We start from the raw sequence: 19,790 nt of genomic DNA, 5'->3' as shown, positions 1-19,790 counted from the left end.
GGTTTAAGTTAATAAACTGCCTCACTGTTTTTAGTTAACACCGGAGAGTGTCGGGGCAGGTGCATCTTCAAAGTCCCTGAGAATGATTCAAACCTAAAGTGCTGCCCTGATATAGGCTCACCATCTAAGTTAATATTTAACAACTGTGTTGCACTGATTTCTAACCAAGGCACGCGCTTGTGAATCATTGCTCGTTGCAACGCATCGCCACCATCTAAAATCAAATACTGCATTGTATCGGCTAATGTTGACTGGTCAGACTGAGGCAAAATTGTTAAATCGAGCAAGCCATCATCTAACAGCGCATCGGGGCAAAGCTGATGCCCTCCTCCTGCTTGACGACCATTACCCACGCCTAAAACCAAAAAGCGGCCTCGCCATTCAAAATCAGGCGCAGTGATCGCCCCTTCAACAGCAGAGATACTGGTAAACTGGGTCATACCTGTTAGAAAATAAGCCACGCCACCCAAAGCGCGTTTAAGCTCTTCTGATGTAGAGGAGGTAATCTGCGTACCAAAACCGCCCGTTGCCATGTTAATAAAAAAATGGCCGTCTACTTTACCAATATCAATAGGTACTGCGGGCAACTCGGTAATCAACAATAAAGCTTCTAACGGTGCTAAAGGGATACGACAAGCTTGGGCAAAGTCATTGGCAGTGCCTAAAGGAATTACACCTAACGAGGGCATAGGTAAACGTAAATCACCAGACATCAGCCCATTGACCACCTCATTGATTGTGCCATCGCCTCCAGCCGCCACCACCGTATCAATACCCAGCTGGCGCGCCTCTCGAGCTAGGCGCCGTGCATCACCTTCTTCCCAAGTCACACGTACATCAATTTTATAACGGTGATCACGCAATAAACGTACGGCATCACGAATGGCAACATTTTGCGCTTCTTTTCCATGCAAAATAATTCTGATGTGATGTTTCAGTGCCTCTTGATGTACCGAATGACTCATATTTCACCTAATGACCGCAAACCTTATCAATAAAGGGTACTTCAACTCAGTAGCAAATAATGCCACGACTGTTATCCACACTCTAGTGACAAAAACATATATCATTAACAAGCTGTGTATAAACTGAGGTTATGCAGGGAGTTTACTGTGAGTAGCACTTACTGGCCTTTAGTTTGTTCAGTTTGGCAGCGCTATTCGATTAGCATACCCCACAAAACAACTGTATATAAAAACACTTCAACTTACTGTTTTAATAACTTTTTCTCGTCAGGATCTTTAAATTCAAAAGAAATTAACTGTATTGCAGACTCCTTTATTCTAAACAGATCGCAACTTTAATTATGCACAGCAACATTGAAAACAGCTGTGGATAATTTATGGACAACTCATTGGGAGTAGCCCAGCGCACCGCTTTAGAAGGACTGACTGTTTTTTGTACAGCTAGCTAAGCTTAGCGTAGATCAACTGGAGAATTTCAGCCAAAACCGTTACTCTGCGATGCATATAGTTGTCCGCACAAAAACCTGAATGCAGACCCTCACAATAGATAGACAATGGGAAGATCAATGTCCGACATTCATACTCTGACCGACTTCTTAAATAGAACCGGTGCCAACATTCGTATCTTCGATATGGGAAGACGAGTTTCAGTTGTGTCAGCGCAAAGCTTCTCCAGATTTGAACAGTGCGAAATACCTTATCCCCAACCTTACATGTATCACGCACGCTTAGGTATTTTATTCTGGTATCCACAGGCCCCTGAAAATCACTACATCTGGTTTTTACAGTTTCCGCTTGATGAGCAAGGTTTTATCATCCAAGCAGCAAGGGATGGCTTTTTAAAGCGTTTATTAGAAACTGTTGGGCAAAGCGCCAAAAGCGTGAACGAGGACACTGAAAGCCCTGCCCATAACTTGATGAAAGACAATCCTCTAGCTTTCACACCTGATCAAGAGCGAATTGCGGTTTTCAATGCCAAAGCAAAACTGGCCTTAGGGCAACCAGCCTCGCGCTTTCATGATCAGGCTGAAGAATATTTCACAGGGCAAAGAGATAAAGACGACTGGGAGGATATCGGCCTTCAAGGCATTGCTGATTTCTGCGCTCGATTAGAAAAGCAAGATAACAGTAAAAGCTTAAGCCAACAGATTGCTAACTTTCCCGAGATCCCTTTTAGCGCACTTTGTCGCTGTTTAGAAAACGAAGTGATTGATCATCATCTGGCTGCCGCTATTTCAGAGCGCGCCATGCCTTTAACAACTGACCCAGAGGCCGATAGTATCAGCTTAGCTTCAGCAATTCGGGGATTAAGCCATACTCAAGCCAAAGGTATTAAAACAGCACTCATTTTAGCCGCATTGAATGGTCCACATGCAGCAGACATTGAAGTATTAACCGTTATTGCAGCTAGAGCTTGGGATGCATTAGAAGAGCCTTCAACTTTGGCGCTTTATCTAGAAAAACTTGCAATCTGTGATATCGGACAAGATGCATTTAACAAAATTGTACGCGATCTTATATTTATTCCTGGCTTGCGCACATTAATCATTGCACAGTTCCGAAATCCAGAGCGTAGCGAAGCGCTAGGTCAAGCAATTGGTATGCTAATGAACGGTTAACTCATTGTATTATTAACAGAAAATGGCGTTAACCTATTAGCGCCATTTTTAACTAACGTTACCTAAGCCTACACTCTGTTGCTGAGATGTCACTTTTCTATTGGCGATAGAGGTAACAGTAGAAGAGAAAATCAGTCCTGTTTTAATGCTTATAGACACAGAGACTACCTTAGCTCCCAGCCAATTTAACTTACAGCTGCAAAATAATCCGGAAGCTGCCACTGCAATAGAAAACTGGCCGCGAATAGCACATAACCGATGCGAATCAAGCTGCCTTTGTTAAGTAGATAACCCGCCACCACAAAACCCACAAATCCAAGCCAGCTCAGTCCTTGTACAAAAGCCGTCCATGCGTAAGCTAATGTCAAACGTGGTGCCCAGATACCATCACTAAAACGCTCCATGCCAAGACTGCTGGGGGTTACAGAGCTTTGCGTCCAAACCTGCCACCATTCTTGCAGGGAAAATAACGCTAAGGGAAAAATAAAAAAAACGGGGAGCACCAGCAAAAAATAATTGTAACGTCTTCTCTCTACTAATCTACTAGTCCCTTGAGTTGCAGAATATTTATTCTCTAACATCGACATTTTATCACCTAATTCAATCGCTACAGCCCACTTAAGTACCATGCTAAGAGATCAACATGACTGTTATATTTATTATTTTAAGACCGACTCCCTTTGGTTTTATGTTCCATATCTCAGCAAACATGCTGTTACGTTAGGTTAGCAATTCACATACCAGTTAAAATATTTAAAATTAAACATCAACCCTAAGCCATAGAAGCAAGTCTGTTTTCAGGCCATAATGTGCCAAACAAACACTCTTCTGAGGCCGATCTATGCTGTTAGATGAATCACAAGCAGCCCTGTCAGAGCTCATCGAGATGCTGCATGAGTCACTGGATGACTATCAAGATAATCTACAAAGAGTGCACCATTCTGATATCGCAGAAGAATTTAATGGTGCAATGAACTATAGAAACCAGCTGTTGAATCAATTGGAAGAAAATGCACGCCTAGAGTTGAGGTTGCTACCTAGAGCAGCAGACACTGAGCGAGAAGACTTCAACCACTTGTGGAGCAAATTAAAAAGCTTAGTGATGGATGAGCTGCCTTTATTACTGCGTGAGCGGGCAGAACAGGAGCGTCAACTGATTGCGTTGACTGCACGTTGTCAAAGTTACGACTACCCAGAAGTAATTACGCAGACACTTACAGAGCTACATCAGCACCTCAGCAAGCAATTGGCACAGATCAAACAGTTCCAAAATCAGTACCGAACTGTTTAACCAATTGCATGCGATACCAATAATAAAAGGGAGTTTAATAGATGGATCACTTTTGTATAGCCCGTCAAGCCATCTGCGACGAAACACTTCAGCTGGTGGGCTACGAACTCCTATATCGTGCAAACTCAGAAGATATCAGCGCCATTATCAGCAATCCTCATGAGGCAACGGCACGGGTCACCAGTTTGGCCTTGCTCGACTTTGGACTAGATCATGTTGCATCCAAGCAACCAATCTACATTAATATGAGTAGTGAGTGGTTTAAACACCCAGAATTACTGCCCTCTGCAAAAATTCGCCAGCGCATAGTATTACAAGTGCCCACCGATATTGTGGTAGACGAAACGCTGTGTAGTAACCTGCAACGCATTCGTGCCAAAGGTTTTCTAATAGCCTTAGATGATTATAAGTTAAATGACCCCAGAACAAGCTTACTAACCGTGGTTGATATCGTAATTGTGGAGACCTTAAACCAGTCACTCAGTACTATCAGAAAGGTTAAAACATCACTGTTACAGTATCCTGTTAAAACACTCGCAGAGAAAATAGAGAACTGGACAAACTTTGAACAGCTCAAACAGATGGGGTTTGATTACTATCAAGGCTTCTTCTTAGCACGTCCTGAAAACTTAGCACCACAAGCCTCTGGGGCTAATCAATTGATATTAGCTAAGCTGATGACACTGCTTTTTGATGAAAGCAGTAGTGTTGAACAGATCGAGCACTATATCAGCCAAGAACCTGCCCTTTATTATCGGCTGATGAAGTATGTAAACTCAGCAATGTACAACTTACCCAACAGCATTGACAGCATGCACCAAGCGGTTGTTTATATGGGGATGGAAACCCTGAGAACGGTGATATGCATTTTAATGTGGGCTAGAAATAGTAATAACGTATATACCGTACTGCCCTTACTGCTGACTCGCGCTAAAGCTTGCGAACTACTTGCGCGACATCATGGAATGAAGCCTGTTGATCGTTCTTTCACTTTAGGTTTTTTATCTTTATTAGATGTTGCCTTAGGCCAACCCTTGCCTAAACTTCTAAGTAACCTCCCTCTTTCACCAGATATGTCCGAAGCACTGCTTCATAGCAAAGGTAGTTTGGCTGAGTTATTAAACTGCGTTCGACATTGGGAGCGAGCTGAGTGGGAAGCGTTAGAGGCTCATCCACTTTACTGTGCAGAGTTACCTATTCTGATGAGCAAAGCGTTAGATTGGGCTAACCAGACCGAAGACAATATGACTGAGCATTAACTATAAAAGACATCTGGAATATTAGTTAGTTTTTATTTATTCCACAAGCTTTGCTAGGCATTAATACTTTAATTACCTAGAATAACGGCTTAATTTACTTTGGAGAATACGGTGATTGCACAGAGCTTAACCAGTGATGCCTTTTGCCTAGCTAGACAAGCCATAGCAGATAGAGAGCTTAACTTAGTCGGCTACGAGCTACTTTATCGGCAAAGTAATTACGCTCAGGTAGCGCAATTTGACGATCCGGTTGAGGCTAGTGCGCGTGTCTACTCTTTGGCTTTGCTCGACTTAGGCGCTGCGCACTTAGGTTCTGGTTTTCCGATCTCACTGAACGTGCCACAGTTTTGGTTAGAACGTCCCGAGTTATTTCCAGAAGTCACCAGTAAAGTCATCTTAGAGATTCTTGAAGACACCGTACCGAATGAAAAGGTGTTTAAGGCCCTTGAGCAACTCTCCGCCAAAGGTTACACCATCGCCTTAGATGACTTTACCCTCACCCAAGAAACTCATCCGCTGATCCAGTATGCTAAGTGGATCAAACTCGACACCCATCAATACAGCAAAGATGAGCTGGCCAAATTAGTTGCTGAATTAAAAGCTTATCCAGTAAAGCTTGTCGCTGAAAAAATCGAAACATGGCAAGAGTTTAAAGATCTAGAAGAGATGGGCTTTGATTACTTCCAAGGTTTCTTCCTCTCACGTCCCCGTATCTTTCGTGGCAGTCGTGCACACAGCAATCAGCAAGTGTTGATGGATCTAATACAGCAGCTATACCAAGAAGCCCCCGACATAGATCAACTGGTTGACACTGTAATTCGTGACCCCGGTTTAACCTATCGCCTGCTAAGACATATCAACTCAGCGGGCTATATGTTTAACAAAGAGATCACCAGTATTCACCAAGCCGTGATGCTACTAGGGCAAGAGCGTTTACGCTCAATGGTCAGTTTGCTGCTGTGGAGTAAAAGTCCATTCAAAGCCAGCTCTCAGCTACCCACAATTTTAGTTCGAGCCAAAGCTTGTGAGGCTATTACTCAACACTATAAATTACCTGAGGCTAAAACGAGCTTTACGGTTGGTGTACTGTCTAGCCTACATATTGCTTTGGGTATGGACTTCAATGAAATGATCAGCCAGCTTAAGGTTGAATCTATTATCACTGAAGCCTTTAAAGGACGCGGCACCTTGGGTGAAGTACTACGTCTAGTCATTGCTTACGAAAAAGGCGACTGGGACGCAATGGAAAAATCTCGTTGGTATAAACCAGAAGTGAACACACTGTTTATACAGTCTATTGAGTGGGCTGACGAAGTGTATCAACAGATGGGGCTGGGCACCCTATTATGAAGCCAATCTGGCTTATTTGACCTTAAACTGACTGACTAAACCGTGTAATTTCACGGCAACCTCTGCCATATCTGTAGCAGTTTGATTGGTTGCTTTTGAACTGTGATCTAGTTCTTCTGTTGCTTGCCCTATCTCAGTAATACTTTTACTAACCTCCTCTACCGCAGTTGCTTGCTCCTCAATGGCAGAGGCCACTTGATAGCTTAAGTCTGAAGTTTGGTTAGACATATCCGTAATAGTCGCCAGCTCCTGTCCTGCATTCAAAGTGATGTTTAGTGTCATATTAGATTTCTCTTTACTTTCTAACATCAGCTGAATTGCTTGATTGGCACTATTTTGAAAAGACTCTACTAACCCTCTTATTTCTTCAGTGCTTTTTTGGGTTCTTGAGGCCAAGTCTCGTACTTCACCCGCCACAACAGCGAAGCCTCTGCCATGCTCTCCTGCTCTTGCCGCCTCGATTGCAGCATTGAGCGCAAGCAAGTTTGTCTGGTCTGCAATACTCAAAATAACGTCAGAAATACCGCTAATATCATCCCCTCGCTTAGCCAAGGCTTGTACGGCTAAACTGGCTTCTTCAATACTCTCATTAAGCATACGAATATTATCTTCCGCCTCTTTAACTAAGTGATTACCTGTTTTCGCATGCTTTTGAGAACGTTGAGATGCTGTTGCCGCCGCATCACTATTATTAGAAATATCTTGTATTGTGACGGCTATTTCATTAGCTGCAGTCGCTGCCTGTTCAGTACTCAGTACCTGTTCGCTAATGCGGCGCACATTTTCTTGAGAGTTGATACTAAGCTGGCGAGAACTTGCCCGTATAGTTTCTGCTGAATTGTGTATCTGACTGATCATAGCTGCATATTGATCCAGCATGGTTTCAATATTTCTTGCGACAGTAGACACTTCATTATTACCAACAGTATTAAATTTCCAGCTCAATAATTTATTACTACTTATTTCAATAATACCTTGACATAGAATATCTAAATTCAATTTCAACATTCTTGAAAAAGATGAGAACAAGAAAATTGTAACTATACTGATAATTATAACCAGAGAAAACATCATATAATTAACTATAGACTGTACCTCTGGAACCAATATAGAAAACCTTACAGAATTAAACTGATTCTTTTGTAATATTGTCTCGCTAAGCTTTAGAAATTCAGAAACAGAAATTTCATTAGTTGAGTACCTTTCTAAAATAGCTATCAACTTGTTACTTTCGACTACTTCACTTCGGCATAAATCCAACGCCTCACCATATCCTAATATATTAAACAACACTTCCTCTGGTGGATAAACAATATCAAGACAGTTTTCAGCCTGCTCCTTCATAAGCTCTATAGTTTGGAAAAGACCTAGATCTTGCCTATTTTCAACAGAAGCTTTATTACTTAGAAAGTCTGGCGTGATAGACTTACCTTCCTTACTTAACAATCTAAGATTATCTATTTTTTGTTTTGTTAAATAATATCCTTCTAAATGCTCTCGCTCAAAATGGGTGAGTGTACCTGTTTTCTTCAGCTCGTACATACCAAGCAAAGATAGAAGCACACTTGAAAGTAGAACAGAAACAAGGATGTTAATTTGCTTTTTAATTTGATATTTTTTCATATTCATCCTTATAATACCTTATAGGCATTAACCACTTATACAAAACCAGCGATACTATCGCCATTATTGAAATAAACATTTCAATATCCATGTTTTATAAGCCATGTATTACCTTGAAAAATTGGCATAAATATTCCATATACTTTTCACAGCGACCAAACTAGAAACAAGTGTAATTTGATCTATAGAGACTATCAGCTTACCTGACCAACGATAACTATCCGTTAAATTTGCTACATCATCTTCAACAAATGGCTCTATGAAACGCATTTTTAAGTTCTCCAAACAACGGCTTGGCTAACCTAAGGGCGAGGGTAGCAAGATCTCTGCTTGGATTTTATTTTCCAATAATATGGGCTAAACCAGAGCAATATCATCTTATACTTGGCATTTTATATTTCTTATAAACCATCTATACTGAACAGCCATTGCTATCACAGCTTAATGTTGCACTATTTTTTCTAAACAAATCCTTATTAATATCTATAGGGGTTTGTCCAGCTTCTTTTCTAGCCCAAAGTAGATTATTAATTAACATATCTTTTCTACTATAACCTGTTGCCAAGCTGTATCCTTTATTATTGGCAATATAAATAACAGCAGGAAAACCCGTCACACCTATTTGCTTTGCCTGCATATATTCTTTATGTGTTTCAATAGTATTTTTTGAATCATTGAATAGCGTTACAAAGCCCTCTCTATCAGCACCTTGCTGCACTGCTATATCAGCCAGCACTTCTGTGTCATTAGGGTTTTTACCTTCTATAAACACCGCCCGCTGTAGATCATGAATAAAAGACCGCATAGAAGCTTCATTCAAAAGGTGTTTTATGGCAACAGATGCTCTTGCACTAGGTTCGGTGTCATAACGGAAATTAGGCGTTTCTAGCAATGACCAGAATGAATCACCAAATATTTGACCTGTATATTCAGTAACCTGCTGAGCTGCACCCTTTAGATAGTTTCTAAAACTTTTATCTGCAACACGAGCATTTTTGGCAGGAAATAAACCACCATTTATTGTTTCACAATAAATATCTGAGGGTAGCGTAGCATAGAACGCTTCAAGATCAGGCGCCATACCATAGCACCAGAGGCAAAGTGGATCTGTAACATATAGTATTTGACTGCTCATGAAAATCTCTTTGTATTAATATAAAAAAGCCCCATCCTTAGGGCGCAAGTAGAATAAGCTAATATGCTTAATCTAAAGCACATAGGCTTACTCTGATTGGGAATACAATATCTCTCAGCAAAAGCCTTAGTTTTTAATCATCATCAGGTAATGGATGATTCATTTGTTTGCCAATACCTTTTGCCATCATAAACATAAAGGCAATACCCCTGCGTACATCAGGATCTTTCGATGTTTTTATAAGCTCCCATGCCGTTGGCGGCTCATCCATTTGCCTTACGTCGTTGCCAGCCATACGAGCAATATTGCCTACTGTCCAAGCCGTACCTATGGCCTCTTCGTAGACCTTACACAGTTTCTCAACCATATAATCATCAGTCATATCTACAACATCAGCGACTACTGACATGAGATCTACGATTCGATTTAAACGGCGCCCTGCTAGTAAAGGCTCCAGCTTTTGTATTAACTCTTCTAACCCTTCCTGTGCATTAGGATTTGAGAGTAAGGTTGTTGGCTGAGGCTCGATAGCGCCATCAATACTTGTATTTGTTGTGTTCATAGTTACTCTCTCAATCAGTTAAACAAGGCCACGTGCGACAGACCAATAAACCCCTCTGTTGAAGCTTTTTCTCATCAAACCACCAAGCTTATTAGGGGGAGTTGGCTTCACATCTGATTCATAGTCATACCAAAGAGGCATGCCATCTTCTAAGCCCATTTGGGCAATAGCGACAACCCTGCCGTCGTACTGATCACACAGTCGGCCAAGTCGAATATGAGAGGCAATATTGTTTACGATTACTGGAGATTGGCTGTGGCATGAACCACCTGCTTTACTGACAGGAAGGTCGACGGTATCACCCAAAACAAAAACATTCTTGAGGCCGTATACTTCCATTGTTTCATGGTTGGTAGGCAACCAACCTTCGTTATTCTCAGCTTGAGACACACCTGAATTTAAAACTGCGTCAACTGCGCGTATTGGTGGTGTCGCCATTAAGATGTCGAAATTTTCAGATTTACCCTCTTCTGAATATGCAATTTTCTTATCAGGGTCGACACGAGCCAATGAAAAACCACGTTGATATTGAATATTTCTTTGTTCAAAAATTGAAGGTAAAACTTCGCAAGTATCTTTTTGTAAGAACAAACAGTTACGCATCAACTGAGCTACGGTAGGGTAGGTGTAAACAATTTCAACCTTGTCTCGCACGCCTCTCTTACGCAGTAAATCGTCTAGCATTAGAGTGGTTTCGATAGGCGCAATACCGCACTGGTGAGGAACGTTTGGCGTTTTAGGGAAGTTAACCGTGATAAATATTCTGCCCTTTTCAATGGTTGTCAATTTCTCAGCCAGTGATTTTGCAGGTGCATATTGGTAGAAATGGTCGCCTGCTTCTTTCAAGCCTTCAATGCGCTCAGGTGACGGGATACAACCAGTAGAGATCACTAAATAATCGTAGTCATAGAATTTCCCACTTGAACAACGCACTCGAGAGGCTGCAAATTCGAATGCATCAACTTGATCAACGATAAAATTAATTTCTGGTCTTAGTAGGCTTTGCTGAGGTCTACGCAGTTCATTTTTGAAGAACTTATTGAATGCCACATACATGAATGCAGGTTTGTAGTAATGCCATGGAGAATTTGACAGTAGAGACACCTCCACTTTATTACTACTTATTTCAGGGTAAAGCTTACTAACCAAATGGTTAGCCGTCATTGTGCCGCCAATACCACCGCCAATGATCAAGATTTTTTTAGCCATGCAGCAGGCTCCTTAAGTTGTTGTATTTGTTATACCAACTGGCTTTAAAACCCAAATAACAGAACGAACGATCGTTCTGTTATTTGGGTTTTAAAAATGCTCGCTGTTATCTATGAAAGATGCAAAAAACAGAACGAGCATTCGTTTTGATCATAGGTTAGAAAAAATTATGGGTCAAGCCCAGACCAAGTGTTCAACCATAGATCATCTGCAAGAGTTTCAAGTGAGGTTTCGATGACGCCATCTAACCGCAGGCAAATCATACGAATAGCACCACCATATACGATCATAGCGGCAACTAGAGGGTCCATTGGACGAATTTCTTTATTTTCAATACCTTGAAAAACAAGTGCGCGCATACGCACGAATGCTGACGCTGAACAAATAGATTTTTCATTCGGCAGGAATTCTTTATGGCGGGCATGAATAATAAACTGCATCGCCTCAGGTTCCTGCTCTGTAAGCTTGAATAATGCCTGAATAATGGCATAGCAGCGCTCTTTGCATGTTGAATATTGAGCCTCTATGTCATCAATCAGCTCATTCATACGCTGCAACAAAATATTGTATAGCGCTTGTGCTATACCTTCCTTGTCTTTGAAGTGGTGATAGATGAAGCCAACAGAAACTTCTGCCAAGTTGGAAATATCATGTACAGAAGTCTTAAAGAATCCCCTAGTGGTAAAGAGGTGTAATGACGTTTCCAGTGTTTTAGCTTGCCGTGGAGGAAGTGCGCTAAAAAAACAAGATGGCTCCGATAATGTCATGCTTTATTTCTCGTACTGTTAAATATGCATTAATACTAAGGTTAATTGTAACATGCTCTTTCTATTACGAAATATTAGTCATGGCACAGAGTTGAATCTAAAGCATCGGAAGATTTTGCAAGCAAACACTCAAGAGCAAAAAGCCAGCTTAGTCTGCTGGCTCATCACTCACTTCTACTACGCCATCCACGATCCGTACCGGATAGACGTCGACATCTTCGTAAGCGGGTGGAGCGGTCACCTCACCTGTACGCAGGCAAAAACGTGCGCCATGTCTTGGGCAGACAATTTCACCATCTTCAATACAACCACCTTCCAGTGAGCCACGGTCATGGCTGCACATATTCTCGATCGCGTGAAACTCACCATCGACATTGGCGATCAGTAGCTCGACGTCATCTTCGGTGGTCACCAGTTGATATTCGCCTTCTGCAATTGCGGCGGCGGCATCGACTTTTATCCAAGCCATTGTTTAATCCTATTAGCTTAAGGGGTGATAGGGGCTAGAACATGCCTGTGGCAAGTTGGGCATCTTCGGTCATCATGTCGCGACTCCAAGGCGGGTCAAACACGATGTCGGTGATCACTTTGGAGACTTGCGGTGCGCCTAAGATTTTACGACGTGCGTCTTCAGCAATCACATCACCCATGCCACAACCCGGTGCGGTTAGGGTCATTTTGATGATGACAACAGTCTCCCCTGTGATCAACTGATCAATACGACAGCTGTACACTAACCCCAAATCGACGATATTGACCGGAATTTCAGGGTCGTAACAGGTGCGTAATTGATCCCAAACGTAGGTTTCCAACTCTTTCGCTGTGGCGGTTTCCGACAGTGTGGGGCGGGCTTTAGCCTCACCGCCAATGGCGTCAAGATTGTAGCTTTCGATCAGGTACAAACGCCCTTCATAACCGACGCTGACACTACCCCCCTTGGCTTGCATCACCGACACTTCGCCACCTTCAGGCAGGGTGATGGTTTTGCCAAAGGGAATCGAGATCGCTTCAACAGCTCGCAACAGATTAATTTTGTCGCCTTTTTGCATTCAGTGGCTCTCCAAAAGCGTGCTGCCGTTACAGCAGCATATCTCGTGCACGGTGCATGGCGGCAATAAAGCTGTCCACTTCATCTTTGGTGTTATACAGCGCAAATGATGCACGGGCGGTAGCGTTAACACCGAAGTGATGTAACACCGGCATAGCACAGTGATGACCAGTACGAATGGCAACCCCTAACTGATCCACCAATACGCCAAGGTCTTGCGCGTGCACACCGTCCATCACAAAGGAGATAACCCCTGCTTTGTGCTGCGCGTTACCGATGATACGCATACCAGGAATTTCTAACATCTGCTGAGTGGCATACTTCAGCAACACATCTTCCCACGCGGCCACTTTGTCTAAGCCAACGTTGGTTAACCATTCAGCGGCAACCCCAAGGGCGATACCTTCAGCAATGGCAGGAGTACCCGCTTCAAACTTGTGAGGTAAGTCGGCATAGGTGGTTTTTTCAAAGGTGACCAGATCAATCATGTCACCACCGCCCTGCCAAGGGGGCATTTGCTCTAACAGCGCTTCTTTTCCATATAAAATACCGACACCCGTTGGGCCGTACATTTTATGGCCTGAGAAGGCGTAAAAATCACAGTCTAAATCTTGTACATCCACCGCCAAGTGAGGCACCGCCTGTGCGCCATCTAGCAACACAGGAATCTCATGCAGATGCGCCAACTGCACAATCTGTTTCACGGGGTTAATGGTGCCCAGTGCATTTGAGATATGGGTGACAGAGATCAGCTTGGTGCGTTCACCGATTAGGGCATTAAACGCGGCCATATCCAGCTCACCGTCTTCATCAACCGGTGCAACTTTCAAGACAATACCCAACTGATCGCGTAGCATCTGCCAAGGGACGATGTTGGCGTGGTGCTCCATCATAGAAACAATGACTTCATCACCCGCTTTTAACTGGCGGCCAAAAGTGTTGGCCACCAAGTTGATCGCTTCGGTGGTGCCGCGCACAAAGATGATCTCTTTGCTTGAGCGGGCGTTGATAAACTGGCGCACTTGCTCACGGGCTTTTTCATAAGCATCGGTCGCTTCACCAGACAGATAATGCACACCTCGGTGGATGTTGGCATTCTGCTCACGGTAATAGCGGTTCATGCTGTCGATCACCGCGTCCGGTTTTTGCACCGTAGCGGAGTTATCAAAATAAACCAGTGATTTGCCGTGTACGGTGCGGGTCAGCAGAGGGAACTCTGACCGCAAATTACGCATCTGCTGCGCCAGTTCAGCTTCGTTAAATTGAGGCTGTGTTTTGACATTTGCGTTCATCACACTAAACCTTTCAGGTTGAATTTTTCTGGCAAACGCCCTGCCACGGCCAACTCAATACGATCATGTACCGCAGGGATTTCAATGCGGTCGATCACTTCATTGGCGAAGGCTAAGGTTAATAAGCCGCGCGCCATCGCTTCATCTAAACCGCGAGAGCGTAGAGCAAACAGCGCATTCTCATCCAACTGACCTGTGGTGCTGCCGTGAGAGCACTTCACATCATCGGCATAAATTTCCAGTTCAGGCTTGGTGTCGATCTCGGCTTTATCAGACAACAACAAGTTACCATTAGACTGATGTGCTTCAATTTTCTGAGCGTTTTTGTGCACCACCACACGGCCATTAAACACACCACGAGAGCGGTCGTTTAAGATGCCTTTGTAGTCTTCGTTGCTGTTGGTGTGCGGCGCGTTGTGGTTCACCAGCGTGTGGTTGTCCAGATGCTGACGACCATTGCCCAGATACAAACCATTCAAGTTCACCTCAGCGCCTTCCGCGTTCAGCTCCACCTGAATATCTTGACGTGCTAACTTGCCGCCCAAACAGATATTGTGCGAGGTGAAGCGGCTGTCACGCTGCTGCTGCACATGCAAACTGGCGATGTGGTACTGATGCACACTTTCTTGCTGGAGTTTGTAGTGGGTAATCTGAGCACCATCGGCCAGATCCACCTCGGTGACGACGTTGGTGAAGTTTGCGGCCTCTTCTGCGCCCGCAAAGTGCTCCACAACCGTAGCCTGCGCATACACCCCTGCTTTGATCAAAATGCGCGGTTGAATCAAGCAAGCGTCAGTGTGCTCAGTGGAGACAAACTGTAGATAGATCGGCATTTCAACAACAGTGTTGGCGGCCAAGTCGATCACCACACCATCTTGCCATGCTGCCAAGTTCAGCGCCGTAAAACCGCTGAAGTTAGCCGCGGCCACTTGGCCCAATAGGGTTTTGGCAACGTTGGCATTGTCCGCCAATGGCAACACATTTGCACCTTTTGGCAGGGCATCAAGTTGTGAGTGAGCAGCAGAAAACAGACCGTTCACAAACACCAAGCGGATACCATCAAGTGCCAAACTGGTCTCAGCCACTAACGCATCAGCCTGAGTGGCTGCGTTTTTAGGCAAAACAAACTCACGCTTGGCCAGTGCTTTAACGTCGGTATATTTCCAGTTCTCTAAGCGTGCATGAGGCAAACCTTGAGTGGCAAACTGCTCTACCGCACCTTGGCGCAGATCGGCTAACCAACTAGAGCCTTGGCTGATTTGTGGTTGCACCACCGACAGCCATTGGTCGGTGTAATCCATCAAACTCATTGAGCCGCCTCCTCGATTACCCAGTCGTAACCGCGCTCTTCAAGCGCCAGCGCCAGAGACTTATCACCTGATTTGATGATTTTACCGTCAGACAGCACATGGATATGATCGGGCACAATGTAGTCCAGCAAACGCTGATAGTGTGTCACCATCACGATAGAGCGACCTGCATCGCGCAAGCTATTCACGCCATGAGAGACAATTTTCAGGGCGTCAATGTCCAGACCTGAGTCGATCTCGTCTAACAGGGCTAACTTAGGTTCCAGAATCAGCATCTGTAGAATTTCATTACGCTTTTTCTCGCCGCCTGAGAAACCTTCGTTTACAGAGCGGTGCAGAAAGCTGTTGTCCATCTTCATAAAGGCCAGCTTTTCACGTACCAGTTTCATAAACTCTGGCGCTTCAATTTCAGGCAAACCTAGATGTTTACGCTTGGCATTTAACGCCGCTTTAAGTAGATAGACGTTTTTAACCCCAGGGATCTCAACCGGATATTGGAAACCCAACAGCAGGCCTTCACGGGCGCGCTCTTCAATGTCCATTTCCAATAGGTCTTGGCCTAGATAGGTGATGCTGCCACCTGTAATCTCATAACCTTCGCGACCCGCAATAATGGCCGACAGCGTCGATTTACCCGCGCCGTTAGGGCCCATAATGGCGTGTACTTCACCGGCATTAATGGTCAGGTTCAGCCCTTTTAAAATCTCTTTGCCTTCAACACTTACACGCAGATCTTTAACTTCTAACATGGTTTAACCTTTTCTGTCGGATGGCTTGGCCATCATCAAATCTGAATTCTTGATATAGGGAGCGCAGCATGGGCGCTGATCAGTCTGGCTAAAACTTAGCCCACTGCACCTTCTAGGCTGACACTGAGCAAGGCTTCGGCTTCTACCGCAAACTCCATCGGCAGCTCTTTGAAGACATCTTTACAGAAGCCGTTCACGATCATGTTCACCGCATCCTCTTCTGCGATACCACGCTGACGACAGTAGAACAGCTGATCTTCGCCAATTTTAGAGGTGGTGGCCTCATGCTCAATTTGTGCCGTGCTGTTGGCAATTTCCTGATAAGGGAAGGTGTGTGCGCCACACTGATCACCAATTAACAGAGAATCACACTGGGTAAAGTTACGCGCACCTTTGGCACTGGGCAGCACTTTCACCAAGCCTCGGTAAGACTGGTCAGAACGGCCTGCCGAGATCCCTTTAGAGATAATGGTGGAGCGTGAACCTTCACCAATATGGATCATCTTGGTGCCTGTATCGGCTTGCTGCATGTTGTTGGTGACGGCTACAGAGTAAAACTCACCCACAGAGTTTTTGCCTTTCAGTACGCAGCTTGGGTATTTCCAAGTCACCGCTGACCCTGTCTCAACTTGAGTCCAGCTGATTTTAGAGTTGTCGCCACGGCATTCACCCCGTTTGGTCACGAAGTTGTAGATACCGCCTTTGCCCTCTTCATCGCCCGGATACCAGTTTTGTACGGTCGAGTATTTGATGTTGGCATCTTCTAGCGCCACTAGCTCGACCACCGCTGCGTGTAGCTGGTTTTCATCACGCATTGGCGCGGTACAGCCCTCAAGGTAAGACACCTGGGCACCTTCGGCACAGATAATCAATGTGCGCTCAAACTGTCCGGTGTTGGCGGCATTGATGCGGAAATAGGTGGATAGCTCCATCGGGCATTTCACGCCCTTTGGCACATAAACAAAAGAACCGTCTGAGAACACGGCACAGTTCAGTGCGGCATAGAAGTTGTCGGTAACAGGGACAACTGAGCCTAAATATTGGCGCACTAGGTCGGGATATTCGCGAATCGCTTCAGAGATAGAGCAGAAAATAACGCCCGCTTCGCCCAACTTTTCTTTGAAGGTGGTGGTGACTGATACTGAGTCAAACACCATATCCATTGCCACACCCGCTAAAGCGGCGCGCTCATGCAGGGGAATCCCTAGTTTTTCATAGGTTTCCAGTAGCTTAGGGTCAACCTCATCTAAGCTTTTTGGCTTGTCATCGGAAGATTTAGGCGCGGAATAATAAGAGATCGCTTGGAAATCAATGGCCGGATAGTGCACATGTGCCCACTGAGGCTCTTCCATCTGTTTCCATTGTTCAAACGCAGCCAAACGCCAGTCTAACATCCACTGCGGTTCTTCTTTTTTAGCGGAGATGAAACGAATCACCTCTTCGTTCAAGCCCGGTAGAACAGTGTCTGATTCGATATCGGTTACAAAACCTTGTTTGTATTCGCGACGGACTAACTGTTCCATCTCTTCTTGATTTGCCATTACACGCTCCCCATCAAACAGCTGGTGCTGTTCGATATTGGTCAAAATAAATCCGGTCTCATCAGGTGATTCATGTGTTTGCTTATCCTGCAAACGACATCTAGTGGCTTCAACTCAGGTTCAGTCGGTTGAAAGCGCCACCAAAGGAATCGTCGAATGTTGCTTTAATCGGGTTGTCTTTGGATTGGCTGCATTTTCAGTCACAGGTTGTTGCATCCAAGCCAGTTGCAACGGCTCTTTTTGCGCCAGTTGCACTAAGGTAATACTGCTCAGCATCTGTCGAATCACGACGCTGACACGCTGCCAGTTGTCAGATACCCCGCAGGAATCTTGCAAATCGCAGGTCACATCATCTTGGCTACACTCGGTCATGCCGAATCGGCCTTCAATGGCATCAATAATATCGCTGGCGGTGATCTGCTGAGGCGCTCGGGCTAACCCATAACCCCCTTGCGCGCCGCGATGTGAGACTAACAAACCCGCTTTTAATAGCATTTTTAGGGTTTTGCTGACCGTAGGCCGAGGAATCTGCACCTGATCCGCAATATCCGTTGCGGTAAAAAGCTGATCAGGGGTGCGCGCAATGTGCGCCATCATCACCGCGGCATAGTCAGTTAATTTACTCAGTTTCAGCATCAGGTATCCTGCCATTTCATAGTAGACCATTTTAGTCCCATTTCGAGACGAACAAAACCCTGATACCCGAGTTTTTTACTCTGTTTTGTGCAACTTTTGCCTAATACCTGCACGATCGCTGCGGTTACTGGCCAGATAAACGCTTTTAGTTGAAAATCATTCTCAACAACAGGTGTAAATTCAAAAAGTTTTAATTAGCAAATGGGATGAGTAAGAGAGGTAAATGATCAATAGCTAAGATAAAATGCGAAGCTTCATTATCAGAGCTATATTTATCAGGAGATCAATATGCCGTTATGGTTACAACTTGTGATTATTTTTATTGTCTCGATCAGCGGTATTGTTTTTCATCTGTACCTGATTAAAAAAATCAGACACTGGAGCACACAAGATCTGATCAAAGCACTTTCGGCAGGTAATGAGGCAAAACAGACTTTCTTAGAAGCAGAGCTAGCCAAGTTGGCTCAGGCAAAAGTACCTCACAAGCAACACCATGACAGGTTAGAGCAAGCGGCCAATCAGTTTGATAAATCTTAGGTCGGCATCCCAAGCAAAGAGTAGTCTAACTGGCGTTGGGCTACTGTGTTTTCTTCATCGGCGCATCTTGATAAACCTTTTCCATCAATTCCGCTCTTAGTAAGTTTTGCTCATCTAAGCTTTGTTCTGCTTTTAACTGTGCAAAACCACTGTTTAATGCTGCCAAGACTTGCGGTGACTGCTTATTGACCCAGAGGACAATCGGAATCTGCAAACGTTCGTGATATTGCACTTGGCCGGTGAGTCCGAGTTTTTCTAAGTACCACTGAAAATCAATAGAACCCCAAAGTAAATCCCCGCGTCCTCTGCTTAACATCTGAATAGCACTGTAGTTACTATTGGTGTAATTCACACGAAGTTTGCCATCAGCTACCAGCTGGTCAAAGTTGGGCATAAAACGATATTGTGAGCGCCAACCGCGCACCACAATTAAAGAGTGACCTTCCATCTCGCTTTCGGTTTTTGGGATATCTCCATTAGTTAAAGAAAATAGACCTGCACTCCAAGGATAGCTCCAGTCTGTCGCTGTGCAGCACTCATCAAAGCGAGGATGCATACCTGAAATAGACATATCAGCTTGGCCGGATATCACCATGTCATAAGCACGCACAATTGGATACATCTGTGTGCGACACTCAACCCCGCCTTTAGAACAGAGCTGTTTAATGGTTTCACCCAAAGTGCCTGAAAACTGCCCTTCCACAGAAGTATGATAAAGTGGTGGATATTCATACACTGCAACTTTTGCTTTCAAGGGTGCTGACTCAGCCCAAACCCACGAGTGCAGGCAGAACAGCATCAAGAGAATTGGCGATTGAATAAGATGGTTAAACATTATCCCCTCTGGGCTGATATTGATGCTTAAAACTAGGCCTGCTAGTCATACAAGCTTACGTT

General features: G+C 44.4%; 20 protein-coding genes. 5 read left to right on the top strand and 15 right to left on the bottom strand.

What is annotated here, in order from left to right; genetic code table 11:
* Positions 1 to 8: 8 nt before the first annotated feature.
* Positions 9 to 965 (bottom strand): lipid kinase YegS, encoded by a 957-nt coding sequence (gene yegS / locus B5D26_RS03300; RefSeq protein ID WP_078744267.1) that lies wholly within the window; start codon positions 963 to 965, stop codon positions 9 to 11.
* Positions 966 to 1,531: 566 nt separating this feature from the next.
* On the opposite strand from yegS, the gene B5D26_RS03295 reads away from it, so the two are divergent.
* Entirely contained in the window at positions 1,532 to 2,584 is a 1,053-nt protein-coding gene (locus B5D26_RS03295) for a DUF3549 family protein (protein WP_159445577.1), read from the top strand.
* A 185-nt stretch (positions 2,585 to 2,769) separates the two neighbouring features.
* Here the strand turns inward: B5D26_RS03295 and B5D26_RS16025 are convergent, their stop codons facing one another.
* Positions 2,770 to 3,171: a hypothetical protein gene (locus B5D26_RS16025; protein WP_139776590.1), complete on the bottom strand. Its 402-nt coding sequence runs from the start codon at positions 3,169 to 3,171 to the stop codon at positions 2,770 to 2,772.
* Positions 3,172 to 3,425: 254 nt separating this feature from the next.
* Here B5D26_RS16025 and B5D26_RS03285 point away from each other — a divergent pair, with 254 nt between their 5' ends.
* The 3 genes from B5D26_RS03285 to B5D26_RS03275 all read left to right on the top strand — a co-directional run bounded on the left by B5D26_RS03285 (position 3,426) and on the right by B5D26_RS03275 (position 6,484).
* Entirely contained in the window at positions 3,426 to 3,875 is a 450-nt protein-coding gene (locus B5D26_RS03285) for a hypothetical protein (protein ID WP_078744264.1), read from the top strand.
* Positions 3,876 to 3,916: 41 nt separating this feature from the next.
* Positions 3,917 to 5,134 (top strand): EAL and HDOD domain-containing protein, encoded by a 1,218-nt coding sequence (locus B5D26_RS03280; protein WP_078744263.1) that lies wholly within the window; start codon positions 3,917 to 3,919, stop codon positions 5,132 to 5,134.
* Positions 5,135 to 5,245: 111 nt separating this feature from the next.
* The gene (locus tag B5D26_RS03275) at positions 5,246 to 6,484 is read left to right on the top strand and encodes an EAL and HDOD domain-containing protein (RefSeq protein ID WP_159445576.1); all 1,239 of its coding nucleotides are present in this window, start codon (positions 5,246 to 5,248) and stop codon (positions 6,482 to 6,484) included.
* Between the two features lie 12 nt (positions 6,485 to 6,496).
* On the opposite strand, the gene B5D26_RS03270 is transcribed toward B5D26_RS03275, so the two are convergent.
* The 12 genes from B5D26_RS03270 to B5D26_RS03215 form a co-directional block, all read right to left on the bottom strand.
* Positions 6,497 to 8,107: a methyl-accepting chemotaxis protein gene (locus B5D26_RS03270; protein WP_159445575.1), complete on the bottom strand. Its 1,611-nt coding sequence runs from the start codon at positions 8,105 to 8,107 to the stop codon at positions 6,497 to 6,499.
* Between the two features lie 412 nt (positions 8,108 to 8,519).
* Complete coding sequence (locus B5D26_RS03265; RefSeq protein ID WP_078744260.1) at positions 8,520 to 9,242, bottom strand: DsbA family protein; 723 nt, start codon at positions 9,240 to 9,242, stop codon at positions 8,520 to 8,522.
* A 133-nt stretch (positions 9,243 to 9,375) separates the two neighbouring features.
* Positions 9,376 to 9,804, bottom strand: coding sequence for a DUF1641 domain-containing protein (locus B5D26_RS03260; protein WP_078744259.1), 429 nt, complete (start codon positions 9,802 to 9,804; stop codon positions 9,376 to 9,378).
* A gap of 18 nt (positions 9,805 to 9,822) precedes the next feature.
* On the bottom strand, positions 9,823 to 11,013 hold the full coding sequence (locus B5D26_RS03255; protein WP_078744258.1) for an NAD(P)/FAD-dependent oxidoreductase: 1,191 nt from the start codon (positions 11,011 to 11,013) through the stop codon (positions 9,823 to 9,825).
* A gap of 167 nt (positions 11,014 to 11,180) precedes the next feature.
* On the bottom strand, positions 11,181 to 11,780 hold the full coding sequence (locus tag B5D26_RS03250) for a TetR/AcrR family transcriptional regulator (RefSeq protein ID WP_078744257.1): 600 nt from the start codon (positions 11,778 to 11,780) through the stop codon (positions 11,181 to 11,183).
* Between the two features lie 148 nt (positions 11,781 to 11,928).
* Positions 11,929 to 12,249, bottom strand: a complete 321-nt coding sequence (locus tag B5D26_RS03245) for a Rieske (2Fe-2S) protein (protein WP_078744256.1) — start codon at positions 12,247 to 12,249, stop codon at positions 11,929 to 11,931.
* A 34-nt stretch (positions 12,250 to 12,283) separates the two neighbouring features.
* Positions 12,284 to 12,829 carry a putative Fe-S cluster assembly protein SufT gene (sufT, locus tag B5D26_RS03240; protein WP_078744255.1) on the bottom strand — a complete coding sequence of 182 codons (546 nt, stop codon included), beginning with the start codon at positions 12,827 to 12,829 and terminating at the stop codon, positions 12,284 to 12,286.
* A 28-nt stretch (positions 12,830 to 12,857) separates the two neighbouring features.
* On the bottom strand, positions 12,858 to 14,120 hold the full coding sequence (locus B5D26_RS03235; protein WP_078744254.1) for a cysteine desulfurase: 1,263 nt from the start codon (positions 14,118 to 14,120) through the stop codon (positions 12,858 to 12,860).
* Positions 14,120 to 15,430, bottom strand: a complete 1,311-nt coding sequence (sufD, locus tag B5D26_RS03230; RefSeq protein ID WP_139776591.1) for a Fe-S cluster assembly protein SufD — start codon at positions 15,428 to 15,430, stop codon at positions 14,120 to 14,122. The genes B5D26_RS03235 and sufD overlap by 1 nt, the downstream gene beginning before the upstream one ends.
* A complete protein-coding gene (sufC, locus tag B5D26_RS03225) occupies positions 15,427 to 16,179 on the bottom strand; it encodes a Fe-S cluster assembly ATPase SufC (RefSeq protein ID WP_078744253.1) in 753 nt (250 codons plus the stop codon). The genes sufD and sufC overlap by 4 nt, the downstream gene beginning before the upstream one ends.
* Before the next feature lie 95 nt (positions 16,180 to 16,274).
* The gene (gene sufB, locus B5D26_RS03220; protein ID WP_078744365.1) at positions 16,275 to 17,720 is read right to left on the bottom strand and encodes a Fe-S cluster assembly protein SufB; all 1,446 of its coding nucleotides are present in this window, start codon (positions 17,718 to 17,720) and stop codon (positions 16,275 to 16,277) included.
* Positions 17,721 to 17,840: 120 nt separating this feature from the next.
* Positions 17,841 to 18,356: an SUF system Fe-S cluster assembly regulator gene (locus B5D26_RS03215; RefSeq protein ID WP_078744252.1), complete on the bottom strand. Its 516-nt coding sequence runs from the start codon at positions 18,354 to 18,356 to the stop codon at positions 17,841 to 17,843.
* Positions 18,357 to 18,644: 288 nt separating this feature from the next.
* Between B5D26_RS03215 and B5D26_RS03210 the strand changes: the two genes are divergently transcribed.
* Positions 18,645 to 18,893: a hypothetical protein gene (locus B5D26_RS03210; protein WP_078744251.1), complete on the top strand. Its 249-nt coding sequence runs from the start codon at positions 18,645 to 18,647 to the stop codon at positions 18,891 to 18,893.
* A gap of 40 nt (positions 18,894 to 18,933) precedes the next feature.
* Here the strand turns inward: B5D26_RS03210 and B5D26_RS03205 are convergent, their stop codons facing one another.
* On the bottom strand, positions 18,934 to 19,728 hold the full coding sequence (locus tag B5D26_RS03205) for a substrate-binding periplasmic protein (protein WP_078744250.1): 795 nt from the start codon (positions 19,726 to 19,728) through the stop codon (positions 18,934 to 18,936).
* Between the last annotated feature and the right edge of the window lie 62 nt (positions 19,729 to 19,790).

It is taken from the genome of Oceanospirillum multiglobuliferum, assembly GCF_900167095.1.
Taxonomy (GTDB): domain Bacteria; phylum Pseudomonadota; class Gammaproteobacteria; order Pseudomonadales; family Halomonadaceae; genus Oceanospirillum; species Oceanospirillum multiglobuliferum.
This window is presented reverse-complemented; position numbering and strand designations above follow the sequence as displayed.